Origin of the sequence: Marinobacter maritimus, from assembly GCF_007671675.1 — a bacterium.
GTDB lineage: Bacteria > Pseudomonadota > Gammaproteobacteria > Pseudomonadales > Oleiphilaceae > Marinobacter > Marinobacter maritimus.
Genome location: NZ_VCGW01000003.1, coordinates 127,470 through 144,160 on the forward strand (window position 1 = coordinate 127,470; position 16,691 = coordinate 144,160).

General features: G+C 56.9%; 12 protein-coding genes. 4 read left to right on the plus strand and 8 right to left on the minus strand.

Features of this window, described 5'->3' with window-relative positions:
• Positions 1-26: 26 nt before the first annotated feature.
• Entirely contained in the window at positions 27-932 is a 906-nt protein-coding gene (locus FFI90_RS12790) for a metal-dependent hydrolase (protein ID WP_144778464.1), read from the minus strand.
• 221 nt (positions 933-1,153) lie between these two features.
• Between FFI90_RS12790 and FFI90_RS12795 the strand changes: the two genes are divergently transcribed.
• Both FFI90_RS12795 and FFI90_RS12800 read left to right on the plus strand, forming a co-directional pair.
• Positions 1,154-2,260: a helix-turn-helix domain-containing protein gene (locus FFI90_RS12795; RefSeq protein ID WP_144778465.1), complete on the plus strand. Its 1,107-nt coding sequence runs from the start codon at positions 1,154-1,156 to the stop codon at positions 2,258-2,260.
• 171 nt (positions 2,261-2,431) lie between these two features.
• Positions 2,432-2,839 carry an NINE protein gene (locus tag FFI90_RS12800; RefSeq protein ID WP_144778466.1) on the plus strand — a complete coding sequence of 136 codons (408 nt, stop codon included), beginning with the start codon at positions 2,432-2,434 and terminating at the stop codon, positions 2,837-2,839.
• Here the strand turns inward: FFI90_RS12800 and FFI90_RS12805 are convergent.
• The 4 genes from FFI90_RS12805 to FFI90_RS12820 form a co-directional block, all read right to left on the minus strand.
• Positions 2,832-4,229, minus strand: coding sequence for a WS/DGAT/MGAT family O-acyltransferase (locus FFI90_RS12805; protein WP_144778467.1), 1,398 nt, complete (start codon positions 4,227-4,229; stop codon positions 2,832-2,834). The genes FFI90_RS12800 and FFI90_RS12805 overlap by 8 nt on opposite strands.
• Before the next feature lie 114 nt (positions 4,230-4,343).
• Entirely contained in the window at positions 4,344-4,712 is a 369-nt protein-coding gene (gene nirD / locus FFI90_RS12810; RefSeq protein ID WP_144778468.1) for a nitrite reductase small subunit NirD, read from the minus strand.
• A 156-nt stretch (positions 4,713-4,868) separates the two neighbouring features.
• Positions 4,869-7,376 carry a nitrite reductase large subunit NirB gene (nirB, locus tag FFI90_RS12815; protein WP_144778469.1) on the minus strand — a complete coding sequence of 836 codons (2,508 nt, stop codon included), beginning with the start codon at positions 7,374-7,376 and terminating at the stop codon, positions 4,869-4,871.
• A gap of 28 nt (positions 7,377-7,404) precedes the next feature.
• Positions 7,405-8,637 carry an NAD(P)/FAD-dependent oxidoreductase gene (locus tag FFI90_RS12820; protein ID WP_144778470.1) on the minus strand — a complete coding sequence of 411 codons (1,233 nt, stop codon included), beginning with the start codon at positions 8,635-8,637 and terminating at the stop codon, positions 7,405-7,407.
• Positions 8,638-8,981: 344 nt separating this feature from the next.
• Between FFI90_RS12820 and FFI90_RS12825 the strand changes: the two genes are divergently transcribed.
• Entirely contained in the window at positions 8,982-10,286 is a 1,305-nt protein-coding gene (locus FFI90_RS12825) for a nitrate regulatory protein (protein WP_144778471.1), read from the plus strand.
• An 8-nt stretch (positions 10,287-10,294) separates the two neighbouring features.
• Here FFI90_RS12825 and FFI90_RS12830 read toward each other — a convergent pair whose 3' ends face one another.
• Genes FFI90_RS12830 through FFI90_RS12840 form a run of 3 tightly spaced genes read right to left on the minus strand, consistent with a single transcriptional unit; the run spans position 10,295 to position 13,580 of the window.
• Positions 10,295-11,161 carry an ABC transporter ATP-binding protein gene (locus FFI90_RS12830; RefSeq protein WP_144778472.1) on the minus strand — a complete coding sequence of 289 codons (867 nt, stop codon included), beginning with the start codon at positions 11,159-11,161 and terminating at the stop codon, positions 10,295-10,297.
• Positions 11,162-11,172: 11 nt separating this feature from the next.
• Positions 11,173-12,168, minus strand: coding sequence for an ABC transporter permease (locus FFI90_RS12835; protein ID WP_144778473.1), 996 nt, complete (start codon positions 12,166-12,168; stop codon positions 11,173-11,175).
• A gap of 23 nt (positions 12,169-12,191) precedes the next feature.
• Complete coding sequence (locus tag FFI90_RS12840; protein WP_144778474.1) at positions 12,192-13,580, minus strand: CmpA/NrtA family ABC transporter substrate-binding protein; 1,389 nt, start codon at positions 13,578-13,580, stop codon at positions 12,192-12,194.
• A gap of 424 nt (positions 13,581-14,004) precedes the next feature.
• Here FFI90_RS12840 and FFI90_RS12845 point away from each other — a divergent pair, with 424 nt between their 5' ends.
• Positions 14,005-16,689 carry a nitrate reductase gene (locus FFI90_RS12845; protein ID WP_246123568.1) on the plus strand — a complete coding sequence of 895 codons (2,685 nt, stop codon included), beginning with the start codon at positions 14,005-14,007 and terminating at the stop codon, positions 16,687-16,689.
• Positions 16,690-16,691 lie beyond the last annotated feature (2 nt).

Genomic DNA, 16,691 nt, shown 5'->3' on the forward strand with positions numbered 1-16,691 from the left:
CCGGCCAGTTTGGTTGCATCACGGAATTACTGCAGGGTTTTGCGATTTCCACTCTGGTACTGCGGTGCAATGTAAGTCTGGATTTCTGCTTTGAAACGCGCAACCAGCTCGCTATTATCGTGATCCCAGGGATGGTAGCCCGGCTTGAAGTAGCCAAGCCAGGCAGGAATCAGGCTGGAGAAGGTGCCGTTCTTGCCCCATAAGCGCCACAAACCGCTGGCGGTATCCTTGATGGAGAAGCGTTTGGCATCCTTCAGCATCATGCGACAGGTAAAGTAAGAGGTCATTACACCCAGAGCGGCCGTGCTGAAGGCCAGGTAAAACGTTCTTTCGGCGTAGGTGCCTCCAACCTGTTGGAACACATCGTAAGCCACCGCCTTGTGCTCGGTTTCCTCAATGGCGTGCCACGCCCACAGCGGGCGCATGGTCTCATGCATGCCTTCGCGGATATCGTCGCGCTCCAGAAGCATATCCGCCATCATGGCCGTCATGTGTTCCAGGGCGCTGGTAATGGCCAGCTGGTGGCGCTTGGGCAGTTTTTTGGTGGCGCCCAGAACCACGGCCAGGTGTTTTTCCATCTCGTCCACCGGCATGCCACGATCCCGCACATGCTGGTTCATAGCCATATGTTCCAGAGAGTGCATGGCTTCTTGCCCGATAAAACCCCGCACTTCGGCTTTCAGCTTGGGATCATCAATCTGATCTCGATAGGCACGTACAGAGTCTACAAAAAACTGCTCGCCTTGAGGGAAAAGCACCGAAAGTGCATTCATCATATGACTCAAAAAAGGGCTGTTCTCCAGCCAGTACCGGGGCACCTGTTCATCAAACTCAAACCCCATGCGTTGGGCCTTGATATCGACGTTATGCGGCGTTTTTGAAGCCTGACTGGCTGCCTTAGTCTGATTTTCAGCGGTTTTTGTACTCAGCATGGGTCTACTCCTCACATTGGCTGATGTCATGCCCTCAGTGTGTGGGAGTCCAGTGTCGGGATGAATACGAAAACGGGACGGTCACCATTCCATATGGGACAGAACCGCAGAACAGTTGGCCGGCGCGACGCCAACCCGGGTGCAACCCGCCCCACTGTAGTGACTGTGGGCTTTTGCTAGAGTCTGTATGAGACATTCTCTCGGGTAACAAAGGGCAGTCTATGGCGATTCCCGGATCAGAAAAAGAACGGCAGATGCCCGGGCTCTTCCTGGTGCCTGGCGTGTATATGCGGGTGTTGGCACAGACGGTCCGACAGCTTGGCCACAATGATCGTTTACTTTACGAAGGCCTGAATTTTGGCCCGGAAGAACTGAAAGCCAACGACAGCCGGGTGTTCGCCACTGACGCCATGGTTATGGCTGAGCGCGCAGTGAAGCTCGCTGGCAAAGACGGCTTGAGTTTTACGCTGGCCCGGGAACTGCGGGTAACCATCCACGGCACGCTTGGATTTGCTGCTCTAACCAGCCCGACGTTTGCCGGAGCGCTTGATTCCGTTCGCCGCTACCTGCAGTTACGAGCGCCTTTTTTGAGCATGAGTCAGTCTGAAACCGGTGACCACGTGCTGGTAAAACTTTGCACAGAATTCGACATGCCGGGGCTCTATCCATTTTTGGCGGAAACCGTCAGCGCTACGCTGGTATTGCTTACCGATCAGCTACTGGATCGCAACGATGCTGAAAAGCGCGGGTTCTCTCTTGATAACGGCAAATTGCCTGGCGTAAGTGTGCGCCTCGGCGGCGCGGAGCCCGCCTATTACCGTCAGTTTTCGGATCAGCTGCCGGTAAGATTCGAGTATGGTCAGCCTGATGAACTCCTGATGTTCCCAAAAGCGCTGCTGGATGTGCGCATGAGGCTGGCGGATGCAGAAGCCAGCCGCATGGCCCGCGAAGAGTGCGAGTTCGAGCTGCAGAAAGCTCTGAAAGAGCAGGGTGACCTCGCCATCGCCGTGCGCAACATGTTGCGTATGATGCCCGGGCCCTTGCCCTCATTGGAGGCTATGGCAGAGCGCTTCTGCGTTTCCTCCAGAACCTTGAAGCGCCGGCTGGCAGACAAAGAAACCAACTACCGTGAAATCGTGGAAGCTGTTCTCAAGGACCGCGCCATTCAGCTGTTGCGCTACACCAATCAGTCCGTGAGCGAAATTGCTTATGAACTTGGCTATGCCGACCTCTCCAACTTCAGCCGCGCGTTCAGAAAATGGACCGGTAAATCCGCCAGCGAATTCCGCGAAGGTGGGCCTGATCCGGCGCCGGAGGTGGGGCCTTGAGCTTCAAACTTGGGGGCATGGGTGCGGGGTGGGTGTTTCCTTCCTTGGGAAAAACAACTCGCTTCGCTCAGACATTTTTTCCTGGCGGAAGGAAACACCCACCCCACACCCTTGCGGAATTGAGGTGTTAGCCCCATATAAAGGGCACTAATAATTTTCATCGGAGTAGTTATGATTAGCCGACCGGATACGCACAGCAAGTTGTTTGGATATCTGCTCTGGATCTTTGGGTTCCTTGGCGCCCATCGCTTTTATTACGGCAAACCGATTACCGGAACCATCTGGTTTTTTACATTCGGTCTGTTTTTTATCGGCTGGATTATCGACCTGTTTCTTATCCCTTCCATGGACGAGCAAGCAGACAGCCGGTTCCAAGAGGGCGAGGTCAACTACAACATTGGCTGGCTGCTGCTGACCTTCACCGGCGTTTTCGGGTTACACCGGCTGTATATGGGCAAGTGGATAACCGGGATTATCTACCTGCTGACCGGCGGGCTGTTTTTGCTCGGCGTGCTCTACGATTTCTGGACATTGAATGACCAGATTTCAGAGCGTAACCGGCTGGTGAAGTTTAACTGACAGCGCCCTGCTCCAGTTCCACAAGGCCATCTTCCAGATAGTCCAGCATCCGCTGCAGGCTCGGTAGCGTGCGGCGGCAGCCAATCAGCCCGAATTCTATCTGATCCTTGTAGCTGGTCAGCGTCATATTCAGGGCCAGGCGGTCCATGGCGATGGACACTGGGTACATACCCTCCAGTTTGGCGCCGTTCCAGTAAGAAGTCTCTTTCGGCCCTGGGACGTTGGATATCACCACGTTGAATGTCTGCCATTTCGGGGCCACACCGGTCAGCAGATGGAATGCCGCTGGCGCCAGAGTCAGCGCGGTGTAGTTGACGATTTCTTCCGGCGACATTTGAGCGTAGCGGTCTTTGCCTTCCTGCATGCTTTGATGAATTTTCTGCAGCCGCGTGCCGGCATCGCTTTCATCGGTGTACAGGTTGGCCAGGATAACGCCCACCTGATTGCCCTCGGCCTGGCTGCCTTCTGCTTTATCGCCGGCAGACTTCTCGTATTTACGTAGCGATACCGGAACCATCGCGATCAATGGCTTCTCCGGCAGCGCATCCTGATTCATGAGGTAGGTGCGCAAAGCACTGGCGCACATGGCCGTGACCACATCGTTTACGGTGGTGCCATACGTATGACAAACCGCTTTTATCCGCTTCAGACAATACGACTGGGCCGCAAAGCGCCGGGAACCGGTGATTTTCTGGTTCAGGATGCTGCGCGGTGCGTGAAAAATGGAGTTGTAGACCGGGTCTTTGCGAGCGGTGTTTATAGTGCGCAACAACTCCCGCGCGACGGTCGGCATGGTACCCAGTTGCTTTCCCGATTCCCCCAACAAATGACCGATACTGCGCCAGAGCGAAGAGCCGTTACTATCCTCATCTCTCCGTGGTCGTGCCAATAGGTCCCAGATGGGGGGCATATTGCGCTTAGATGGATCCGTGGACAGCATTCTCTGAAACATTCGCATGGCAGAAACGCCATCCATCAGAGAGTGGTGCACCTTGGTGTAAACCGCAAACTGCCTGTCGCCCAAACCTTCGATAAGATGAAACTCCCACAACGGCCGTTCACGATCCATAAGATGTGAGTGTTCCGCAGAGACAAAACCAAGCAGTTCGCGGATACGCCCCGGCGTAGGCAGAGCTTCAAAACGGAAGTGATGTTCCAGATCCAGGTGTTTGTCGTGTACCCAAACCGGCTGTGCTAAACGGCTGTCGAGACGGCGATTGAAGGGCGCCTTCACCTCCGTATCCTTGCGTAGCTGCTCGGCAAGCCGGGCAACGTAATCGTCGGGTGCATTGTCGGGAAACGAAAAAATCTGCAGCCCGCCCACATGCATGGGTTGCTGGCGCTTTTCCAGCCACAGGAAAAGCTGATCGGTGGGGCTCAGAGGCTTCACGGGCGGCGTCCTTTTTATGCTTGTTTGACTGATCTTAGCTCAGGTTGCCCGCGAGTGGTTGACCTCTGGTAGATTCCGCCCGGTCAAAGTTGCGTGATTGAGCCTCTTGCCTGGTTAGGCCGCCACAGCCTCCCGCTGATTTTCGGTAGTTTCCAGGAGGATCCGGTTTCCATCGAGGAGAACCGGGTAGGTTTTGACGGTAACCGAATCGTCTTCCAGACAGGCACCGGTTTTCAGATTGAAGTGCTGTTTGTATAACGGAGAGGCGACGATGGGCTCCCCTCCAAGATCCCCCGTGATACCGCGAGCCAGAACATTGGCGCCACTGAACGGATCGGTATGGCTGATGGCAAAGAGCGCCGGCAGCCGGTGCGGCAGATAAAACAACGCCACCGGCCCGTCTTCGGTCCAGACAGCAATGCCGGACTCTGGTACCAAGTCTTCAACACTACAAACCGCGTTCCAAAAAGTACGAGCTTTCATCTGTGTTCTCCATGAGTTTTCGATATTCGAAAGTTCTGAGAGTGTGGTGGTATGGGGTGTTTTTCCGCCGGGAAAAAGATGTCTGAGCGCAGCGAGTTATTTTTCCCAGAGGAAAGGCACCCTGTGCCGCCGCGCGCTTCCACCCAAACAAACAGGCTACGCAGACTCCAAAACAGGCCGCCTCTGCCCCCGCTCAGTAGTCCACTGCTGCACCGGATCCTTCTGCTCCGGCAAATTCACAAACTCCCGGAACCGCTTACGCTTCTCGGGATCTTCCACCGCCGTTTTCCACTCACATTGGTAAGTATCTGCAATACCGTTCATGTGCTCCTCCAGCTCCGCACAAATGCCCAGACTGTCCTCAAGAATCACCTTCTTCAGGTAATCCAGACCGCCCTCCAGGTTCTCCATCCAGACACTTGTGCGTTGCAGCCGGTCGGCCGTGCGCACATAGAACATCACCACCCGGTCAATGGTGCGAATCAGCTCCTCATCAGACAGATCGGTCGCAAACAGATCAGCGTGGCGCGGGCGCATGCCACCATTACCGCAGACATAGAGGTTCCAGCCATTTTCGGTAGCGATCACCCCGAAATCCTTGCTCTGAGCTTCGGCACACTCCCGTGTGCAACCAGACACCGCCATCTTTACCTTGTGCGGCGCCCGCAGGCCCTTGTAACGATTCTCCAGAATGATCGCCATGCCCACGCTGTCCTGTACGCCGTAGCGGCACCAAGTGTTGCCAACGCAGGACTTCACCGTGCGCAGGGACTTACCGTAGGCGTGACCGGTCTCGAAACCCGCGGCAATGAGCTTCTCCCAGATCTCCGGCAGCTCGCTCAGAGTGGCGCCGAACAGATCAACCCGCTGGCCGCCGGTGATCTTGGTATACAGGTCGTACTCTTTGGCCACCTCGCCCAGCACTATCAGTTTGTCGGGCGTGATCTCGCCACCAGGAATGCGTGGCACAATGGAATAGGTGCCGTTTTTCTGCATGTTGGCCATGAAGGTGTCGTTGGTGTCCTGCAGCGGCACGTGGTCGGTGGCCAATATGTGTTCGTTCCAGCAGGTCGCCAGAATCGAGCCGACCACTGGCTTGCAGATGTCACAGCCCTGGCCCTTGCCGTGCTGGCTGATCAGGGTGCGGAAGGTGCGGATGCCGTTAACCTTCACCAGATGGAACAGGTCTTGCCGGCTGTAGGGGAAGTGCTCACACAGGTCTTTGCTGACCGCCACACCACGCTTTTCCAGTTCATTGTCGACCACGTTCTTGAGCAGGGCAGTGCAGCCGCCGCAACCGGTGCTGGCCTTGGTCTCGGCCTTGACGCCGGCAAGATCACTGCAGCCGGCGTCAATTACGCCGCAAATATCGCCCTTGGTGACGTTGTGACATGAACAGATGGATGCGGTTTCCGGCAGGGCGTCCGGGCCCAGGGCCGGAGCGCCACCCTGGCCCTCCGGCAGGATCAGGGTTTCCGGGTTGTCTGGAAGGGCTATACCGTTCAGTGCGTATTGCAGCAGGGTGTCGTAATGGCTGTTATCGCCCACAAGAATGGCACCCAGCAGCGTCTTGCCATCTGCGCTGATCACCATGCGGCGATAATGGCCAGCCTGTTCATCGTTAAAGCGTATGTTGCGGGCGCCGGGCGTTTGGCCGTGGGCATCGCCAATGGAGCCGACATCCACGCCCAGCAGTTTCAGCTTGGTGCTCATATCGGCGCCAGTAAAGGCGGCATCGCGATCGCTGTTCAGAACCGAAGCCAAGGTGCGAGCCATGGTGTAGCCTGGGGCGACCAGCCCGAAAATCCTCTGGTCCCAGAGTGCGCACTCGCCAATGGCATGGATATGCGGGTCTGAGGTGGTGCACTGGTCATTGACGACAATGCCGCCACGTTCACCCACCTCCAGACCACTGGCTCGCGCGAGTGCGTCTTGCGGGCGAATACCGGCAGAAAATACGATCAGATCGGTTTCCAGGTGGCTGTCATCACTGAAGTTCATGCGCAGCCGGGCATTTTCGCCTTCAACGATGTCGGTGGTGGCTTTCTCGGTGTGCACCTGAACACCCAGCTCTTCGATCTTGTGACGCAACAGCGCACCGCCGTCGGTATCCAGCTGCACCGGCATCAGGCGGGGCGCGAATTCCACCACATGCGCCTGCAGGCCGAGACTCCTCAATGCGTTGGCAGCTTCCAGACCTAGCAGCCCGCCACCAACCACCACTCCGGATTTGCCTTCCTGGGCGCTGGCGCGAATGGCATCGAGATCGTCCAGAGTTCGGTACACGAAGCAGTGCGCGTGCTCGCGACCCTCAATTGGCGGTACGAACGGAAAGGAACCGGTTGCCAGTACCAGCTCGTCGTAGCCGTATTCGCCTTTTGGAGTGGTAACGATGCGCTGGTCACGGTCCAGCGCGGTGACCGGCTCATTCAGCTGCAGTTTAATACCTTGCCCGGTGTACCAGTCTGCGGTGCCCATAGCGAGGTCTGCGTGGGTGGAGCCAGTGAAGTATTCCGACAAATGTACCCGGTCATAGGCCAGCTGTTTTTCCTCCCCGAAGACGAGTATCTCGTACTCAGTGGCCCCGGGACTGGCGACGAATTGCTCCAGGAAGTGGTGACCTACCATGCCATTGCCAATTACGATCAGGGTTTTCTTGCTCATTGCAGTGTCCTCTCTCATGAGCAGCGGTTCAGGCCGCCGCCTTACAAAACGGTTTGCCAAAGGGCAATTGGGCCCGGAACAGGTCGATGGTGGTGTTGCCGGTAATCAGCTCCTGGTACCAAAGGCCCTGGCTGGTATTGCCCACCAGGATGGCGCCGACCAGGCGGTTGTTGCGAATCAGCAAGTGGCTGTAACTGCCGGTTGCAAAGTCCCGCCAGACCAGGGATTCGGTGTGTTCATCGGGTGCTTGCTGACCACAGGAAAAAACCGGTACGCCGCTGATTTTCAGGCGGGTGGCGGTGACGGATGGTTTGTATGCGGCGCTCGCGGTTGTTCCTGAAAGCACGGATGCCAGGACTTTCGCCTGCTGATAGCCCGGCTCCACAAGTCCGAAGGTTTCGTTGTTGAACTCACAGCACTCGCCAAGAGCAAATATGTCCGGGGCGCTGGTTTGCAGTTGCGCATTTACTTGAATGCCCCGGCCGCAGGCCAACCCGGCGTTTTGTGCCAATTCGCGGTTGGGCGTTATGCCGGTGGCGATAATAACCAGATCGGTGCTGATCAGGGTCTGGTCATTCAGCTGCACGGCGCGAACAGTGTCCCGCCCCAGTAACTGGATTGGCGATGTCGATGTCAGAATGTTGATGCCGCGGGCGGTCAGTGCATCAGACAGGAGCTTACCGCCGTCCGGATCCAGCTGTCGGTTCAGAAGGTGGCTACTCCGGTGCAGAACAGTGACATCAATGCCTCGGCGCTTCAGCCCCTCGGCCGCTTCAAGCCCCAGAAAGCCTCCACCGACCACAACCGCCCGTTTCCGGCTTTGGCTTAGTTCAATCAGGGTGCGGGTGTCGTTGAGATCCCGGAAGTTCATAACGCCGCTCAGACCTTCTCCCGGGATTCCGAGGCGAGTCGGGCTGGCCCCGGTTGCAATTACGAGCGAGTCATACCTGTAAACCCTGCCCGTGCTTGTTGTCACTGTGTGACTGTCTGGAGCAACGGTCCGGACCGCTTCTCCGTGATGAAGCTGAATGCCGTGACGGGCAAACCAGGAGTCGGGTTTCAAGGCCAGGCTCTCTTCGTCGGCGTCGCCGCTGAGAAGGGCTGAAAGCTGGATCCGGTTGTATGCCGCAGAGGTCTCGCCATTGAACACAATGATAGTCCGATAGCGTATTGAGGCGTTGCTCATCAACTCCTCAAGGAATCGTTGAGCCACCATTCCGTGACCACAAACGATCAATGTGGGCTCCATTTTCCGGTTCATCTCTGCAGCTCTGCCCCGTATAAAATCCAAAAAAAAGCCGGAGCATGTCATCCCCATAGGGAATCGATGATCCGGCGCCAATGCCAACAATAGTGTTCTGGAAGCTCGGCCGAGTCCTTGGCCGGAATCTTCAATCCCTGGAATACCTGAAGCGATCTTCGTGCCAGTTTTAAAAACTGTTTAAAATCAAGGGATTGGTCAAAAAACATTCGATATATTGCTCAGAGGCTCGGCTTTTCCGCACTTTGTCGGGGCGGACCGCACGACTTTGATGCTTTTTGCTGGCGCGGTAATTGCTCCAGTCTTTTGTAACGCAAAAGTGTGGTCACCTCCGGAGCTTTGAAATGGACATCAGTAAACGTCAACGCAACCCTGCCCAGCCCTCGGCTGAGGCGTACCTGATCGCATCGCGACGCTGCGAGCTTATGAACCTCCAGTACTTTTTGCAGATGGGAAAGCTGATACAGAGCATCAGCAACCTTGTGCACGGGCTGCAACGGGAACGTGGCGCGTCCACCATTTTTCTGGGGTCGGATGGTGAAAAGTTTGGCCCCGAGCGCAACGCAATGGTTGCGGAATCGACGTGTTTGTATACCGTTTTTGAGCGAGCTTTGGCTGAGATCCATGAAGAGCTGACGACTCACCCTGTCGGAAGCCATTTGCTGGCCCATTTGGCGAGCGCTTTTCATGGGCTGGGATCCCTGTCGGCCCTGCGTACGCAGGTGAACGCACGATCACTGTCGGTTTCAGATGCAACCGAATCCTACAGCATGCTGATTCACCGCCTGATTGCCGTGGTTTTCGAGGCGGCGGAAACCGCAGTAGATCCTTCTCTTGCCCGCTTGCTGGTGGCCATGGTGCATCTGATGAATGGAAAAGAATTTTGCGGTCAGGAGCGTGCAACAGGCTCTGCCGGGTTTTCCGGGGGGCGCTTTGATATCGCACTGAGTCAGCGCATGACGCACCTTGTTGAGGCACAGGAACGGTGTTTTGAGGTGTTTCTCGGGTTTGCGGACGAACATAGCTGTGGGCTTTTGCGGAGTCTCCGTGCTCATCAGCGGGAAAAGGAAATTGAGCGCCTGCGGCAGCTCGGATGTTCCGTTGGTCGTTACAAGGCTCTGGATCCGGCGCTTTCAGATCACTGGTTTGCGCTGATAAGCGAGCGTATGGATGAGCTCAAGAAGGTGGAGGAGTCGGTGGAAGGCAGTTTTCATGGTCGTTGCGCAGAACGATTTGCCGAAGCACGGAATTCACTGGCACATCATGAGGCACTGATTGCCTCACTTGATCAGCCGGCAAATTCCGCGCTGCCCCTGTTGGTTTTGTGTGAGCCGGGCCGTAATGGGGAGACCCAATCAGGTGAAGCCTGGAGCAGTGACGGGATTGGCCAGAGGTTTGGACGGTCGATTTTTGATCTGGTGCAGGAGCAATCACGTCGGCTTCAGCAGATGAGCGAGGATTTGCAAAGTGCCAAGGAAGCGCTGGAAGATCGCAAAACCCAGGAAAAAGCGGTCTTGTTGCTGATGAGTCACCGGAAAATTGATAATGACGAAGCCCACCGGGTTTTGCGAAAACTGGCCATGGATCAGGGTAAAAAGCTGCCCGAGGTTGCCCGGGCACTGGTATCCATGGCCGATGTGCTGAAGTAACCTACCTCTCAGAATCTTGCTGTGATCCCTGTGTTCCTTTCCGTGCTTGCTTCAGCGGCCTTGTTGGCTCGGCGCGGAGCGATGCTTTCCAGCTTGCGTTGCTTCTCGTAAAGAAACTTGAGAACCTCCTGCCGGTAGCGCACGTATGTTGGATCGTTTGCCAGGGCAACCCGGTTGCGGGGTCTTTGCAGATCGATATACAGATCCTCCCCGACGGCGGCAGCCGGCCCGTTGGTCATCATGATGATGCGGTCAGACAGCAGCACCGCCTCATCCACATCGTGGGTTATCATGATCACGGTGTTGTTCAGGTCCTGCTGAATATCCATCAGTGAATCCTGCAGTTGGGCCCGGGTTAGTGCATCCAGGGCGCCGAATGGCTCGTCCATCAGCAACACGCTGGGCTTCATCGCCAGAGCCCTTGCAATACCCACCCTCTGCGCCATGCCTCCCGAGATCTCTCCCGGCCGTTTGTTGGCTGCGTGGGCCATATTTACCAGTTCCAGATTGTGTTGAATCCAGTCCTGCCGCTCCTGTTTTTCCATGGTTTTGCGGAATACCTGCTGCACCGCCAGCTCGACGTTCTCGTAAACCGTCAGCCAGGGCATCAGGGCGTGGTTCTGGAACACTACTGCCCGCTCCGGGCCTGGAGAGTTGATCTCGTGGCCATCCAGAATGCAGCCGCCCTTGGTGGCCTGAAGCAGCCCGGCGACGATGTTCAGAACTGTGGACTTGCCGCAACCGGAATGCCCGATCAGGGAGACAAACTCGCCCTTTTTGATCTTCAGGTTGATATTGTCCAGTGCGATAAATGAGCCTTTGGGAGTATCAAAGGCCATTTCCACGCCGGTCAGTTCCAAATGAAGTTTAGTCATGGGTGTCTCCATTATTCGTTCCAGGCAATCTGTTTCTGGATCACCTGCATGATGCGATCCAGCAGAAAGCCGATAAAGCCGATAGCCAGCACGGCTGCCATGATTCGGCTCAGGGACTGACTGCTGCCGTTCTGGAATTCATCCCAGACAAACTTGCCAAGCCCCGGGCTCTGCGCCAGCATTTCGGCGGCAATCAGCACCATCCAGGCAATGCCCAGCGAGACCCGAAGCCCGGTAAATATCATGGGTACCGATGACGGCAGCACGACCTTTCTCACATGTGTCCAGAACGACAATCGCAGAACCCGGGATACGTTCAGCAGATCGGGATTCACCGCAGCCACGCCCACGCTGGTGTTGATCAGCGTGGGCCACAGGCTGCACAGGGTCACGGTGATCATGGAGGTGAGGAATGATTTCTCGAACATCGGGTCGTCACTGACGTAAGTGGCGGAGACCACCATGGTGACCAGTGGCAGCCAGGCCAGTGGTGACACCGGTTTGAAGATCTGGATCAGCGGATTGACCGCTGCCTGAAAGTAGTGGTTAAGGCCAAATACGATGCCCAGCGGCACAGCAATGACCGTCGCAAGGAAGAAGCCCGCCAGCACGGTAATCAGGCTGGTGACAACCTGATCCAAAAACGTAGGGGCGCCGGGATAGCCCCGGATTTTGACCTCAGCGCCCGGATTGTCGGCCAGAATGCGGGCGTTCCGCTCCTCCTGCATGGTCACGAACTTGTCCGCCCGCTCCCGCTGGTTAACGTGTTCCTGCCAGAGCTGCCCACTTTGCTCCCAGACCTGTGCCGGGCCCGGAAAGGTGCCCAGCGAGGTGTTCACCTGGGGGGCGGCGAGATGCCAAAAGCCGAGGAAAATCAGAATGCCGACCATTGGCAGCAAAAGCTGCTTGCCGGTCTGGGCCAGTTCGGCGCCAGTGAGTCGGTCTGTCAGTACTTTGAGCCAGCTGACGACTCCGGTTCCGGAACTTGGATTGGTTAGCGTACTCATGTCGTTCTCCTGCGTGCTGCCGATTACGGTGCGTCGGCGCCTTTCAGGCCAATATCAAAACTGTCGATATAAGCGTTGGGCTGGTGTGGCGTGAAGGCGACGCCGTCAATCAGCTCACCCTGATGCGGGCGGGTAAAATTTTCCTGGCTGAAGTCGGGGAAATCCTCGGCCTTCATCAAACCATCGTCGACCAGGGACTTGGCAGCCTTGGCGTAGATGTCTCCGCGGTATACCTGTGCGGCTGTTTTCATATACCAGTCGTCCGGTTTGGCCTCGGGGATCTGACCCCAGCGACGCATCTGCGAGAGATACCAGATGGCATCAGACGGGTACGGGTAGGTGGCGTGATGGCGAAAAAAGACGTTGAAATCTGGCACCTCCCGGACATCGCCTTTTTCGTACTCGAAAGTGCCTGTCATGGAGTTGGCAATGACTTCGGCATCTGCGCCCACATAGCTCGGGCGAGCGAGGATCTCGACAGCCTCTTCCCGGTTGGCGTTGTTGTTTTCATCCAGCCAGTAGGCAGCGCGAATCAGGGCACGCAGGAGATGCAAATGGGTATTGGGGTTCTCTTCGGCCCAGGCTTGACTGACGCCGAATACCTTCTCCGGGTTGTTGGGCCAGATCTCGTAGTCGGTGATCACCGGAACGCCTATGCCTTTGAACACGGCCTGTTGGTTCCAGGGCTCGCCCACGCAGTAGCCCTGGATGGTGCCCGCTTCCAGGGTGGCGGGCATTTGTGGCGGCGGTGTGACAGACAGGTGCACGTCTGCCTTCAAGGTGCCGCTGGTGTCACCTCGCTGGGGCGCGTAATAGCCGGGGTTCAGCCCACCTGCCGCCAGCCAGTAGCGTAACTCGTAATTGTGGGTCGAGACCGGAAATACCATGCCCATGCGAAAGCGTTCGCCCCTCGCAAGGGACTGTTCAACAGCCGGTTTCAGGGCGCTGGCGCTGATTGGATGCACCGGCTTGCCGTCCTGCTCCGGGATGTGCTGGCTCATGGTCTTCCAGACATCATTGGAGACGGTGATGCCGTTGCCGTTCAAGTCCATGCTGAACGCGGTAATGATATCGGCCTGTGTTCCATAACCAATGGAGGCACCCAGGGGCTGGCCCGCCAGCATGTGGGCGCCGTCCAGCTCGCCGGTGATGACCCGGTTCAGCAGGACCTTCCAGTTGGCTTGGGCCTCCAGCTCCACAAACAAGCCTTCATCCATAAAGAAACCGCGCTCCCAGGCTACGGCCAGCGGAGCCATGTCGGTCAATTTGATGAATCCAAGTTTCAGATCCGGCTTTTCCGGAGCGCCAATCTCGGCCTGGGCGATGCCGGAGCTGGCTATCAGGGAGACCGCCGTGGCCAATCCCACCAGCTGATGGAGTGTTCCGGTGATGATTTTCAGGGGTGTCTTCATGAACTCTTACCTCGTGACATTCCTTCAGGCAAAAAAAAGCCCGCCCTCCGCTGTCGGAAGGCAGGCGCCTTTGCCCGTTTAACTTGTGTGTTCCTGAATGTTCAAGTCAGCAGTTGCACAGCTTGTGCCAGCGATGAAAAGACACTTTAAAACAACAAGTAACGGAGAAATTATAATTCCACAGCGTGTTTTTACAGGTTTTGTCGGTTTGCTTTGGTGCAGGCTGGCGGTCTTTTGCACCATTGTGAAACGAACGCCTCACATCAGGTTGGCTCTTGTCAAAGCCAGGATACTGGGTAGCGGGCGCTATACACCGCGTTTGAATGCCATCTTCATGTCTTTGGGCCTGGGGTGGCCCTGTTATTGCACTCAGCCCCGGGTATGAACGAAACAGCCGTCAAACACAGACTAAAGAGGGCAAAGCGTGGATATCGAGGTTAAACCGACTGTCGGCACTCAAACCACTTGCCCTTATTGTGGTGTGGGTTGTGGTGTTGCGGCGACGCTATCTGGCGTAACCGGCGATGAGAGCCACCCGGCCAATCAGGGGCGGCTGTGCGTGAAAGGCTCGGCGTTGCATGAAACCCTGGTGCCCAATGGAAGGCTGTTAAAGCCCCGGATTGCCGGTGAGGACCGAAGCTGGCCAGAGGCCCTTGCCAAGGTGTCCAGCGTCATTCGTGATGCGGTTACTCAATTCGGCCCAGGTTCTGTGGCCTTTTATCTGTCGGGCCAGTTATTGACGGAGGATTATTTTGTCGCCAACAAGCTTGCCAAAGGGTTTATTGGCACGCCCCATGTGGACACCAACTCCCGTCTTTGTATGTCCTCGGCGGTGGCAGCCCACAAACGTGCTTTTGGCGAGGATTGTGTCCCCGGGTGCTATGAAGACCTGGAACTTGCGGATCTTCTGGTGCTGGCGGGTAGCAATGCCGCCTGGGCTCACCCTGTTCTTTACCAGCGGATGCAGGCTTCGCAACGGGCCGGTCGTCGGGTGGTGGTCGTAGATCCCCGTCGAACCGCAACCGCAGAGCTTGCGGACCTGCACCTTAAACTGAAACCGGGTACGGACACGGTTCTGTTCAACGGTTTGATGGTGTGGCTGGCGCAACACAATGCAACAGATAAGACCTATATCGCGGAACACTGCACCGGCTTTGCGGAAACCCTGGCGTGCGCTCAAGAGGTTGCGCCGTCGACAACGTCGGTTGCCGCCCAATGTGATCTTGACGAAGCTGACGTCGAGCGGTTCTACCGCTGGTTTGCCGACACACCCCGGACCGTGACAGCCTTCTCCCAGGGGGTTAACCAGGCGGTAAATGGTACCGACAAATGCAACGCCATTATCAATTGCCACCTGGCTACAGGGCGTGTTGGCCAGCCAGGGGCCAGCCCTTTCTCGCTGACCGGTCAGCCCAACGCCATGGGCGGGCGGGAAGTTGGGGGGCTGGCTAATACCCTGGCCGCTCACATGGAATACGATACTCCGGGTGCCCGCGAACGGTTGGCCCGATTCTGGGGCACAGATCGCCTTCCGGAAGCGCCTGGACTTAAGGCCGTTGATCTGTTCGAAGCCGTGCACCGTGGTGATATCAGGGTGCTCTGGATTATGGGTACCAATCCCGCGGTTAGCCTGCCAGATTCGGCACGGGTTCGTGAGGCACTGGCGGGTTGCCCGACGGTGATCGTGTCTGATTGTATGGCGAGTACGGATACCACCAGGTTTGCCGATATTTTGCTGCCGGCGGCCGGCTGGGGAGAAAAAGACGGCACAGTAACCAATTCGGAACGTTGCATTTCCCGTCAGCGATCCTTCCTGCCTTTACCCGCCGAGGTTTGGCCGGACTGGCGGATACTGACTTCGGTGGCGTGCGAGCTTGGGTATGCCGAGGCGTTCCAGTATCAGAGCCCTGCGGATATTTTCCGGGAACACGCGGCGCTCTCTGGCCTCGCTTGCAGGGCCAGTGATGGCCATCAAGTGTTTGATATCAGTGCCCTGAGCCAATTAACAGAGGCGCAGTATAACCAACTGAAGCCGATCCAATGGCCCGTCGCTGTTGATGAGACCGGCGTTTTAACTGGCACACCCCGACTGTTCTCTGAGGGACGCTTTGCTACGGATGGCGGACGGGCACGGTTGGTGCCCATCTCTGCCGGGTTGCCCCGCCAGATCGCAACTAGCCGCTACCCGTTTGTGGTCAACACCGGTCGGATTCGTGATCAATGGCACACCATGACACGGACAGCGCTGGCCTCGCGGCTTCTGACACACCGCCAGGAACCCTTCGTTGAGATCCACCCGAGCGATGCGCTTGGCCTTGATGTTTGCGAAGGAGCGCTGTGCCAGCTTGCCGGCCCCGGACCTGAGCCATTTACTGGTCGTGCCCGACTGACAACAGATCAGCGGCCTGGTGAGGTGTTTATACCGATTCATTGGAGTGGATGCTTCGCTTCACAAGGCGTGGCAACGAATCTGATTTCCGCCGTAACGGATCCGGTTTCCGGGCAGCCGGAAAGCAAGCACGGTGTTGCCAGCCTTCGCCGACTTGCCCGCGGGTGGCAAGCCCGGTTGATGCTGCGCCCGGGAAACGACAAGCAGCCGGGACTTACGGAACGGTGTGACTACTGGTGCCGACAGCCTTTGGCTCATAGTGACAGTTGGTGGCTGGCAGGCAGCCAGACGATGAACTGGGGAACTGAGGTGGCTGGCTTGTTGGCGGGGGAGCCGCAGTTGGTTATGGCCGATTCCGCGCAAGGCCGATTCCGGGCGGCTCGAGTGGTTGATGGCCGGTTGGTGGCCGTTCTTCTTGTCGATAGTGACGTTGGTCTGTTGCCGGATCTGGCCTGGCTGGATGAGTGCTTTGCGGCGGACCGGTTGAGCCCGGATCAGCGACAGTGTTTGCTTGCGGGGCGATCTGTTGACACAGAAGAGATCGGAGCGCTGGTGTGTAGCTGCTTTCAGGTGGGGGACCGCCAAATCGTCAACGCCATTCGTGGTGGCCAGAAGACAGTGGAGGCTTTGGGGAAGATTCTGAAATGTGGCACAAATTGTGGCTCCTGCGTTCCTGAAATTCGTGAGCTGTTGCAGGATGAGATTTTAGAAACCGGGTAAGC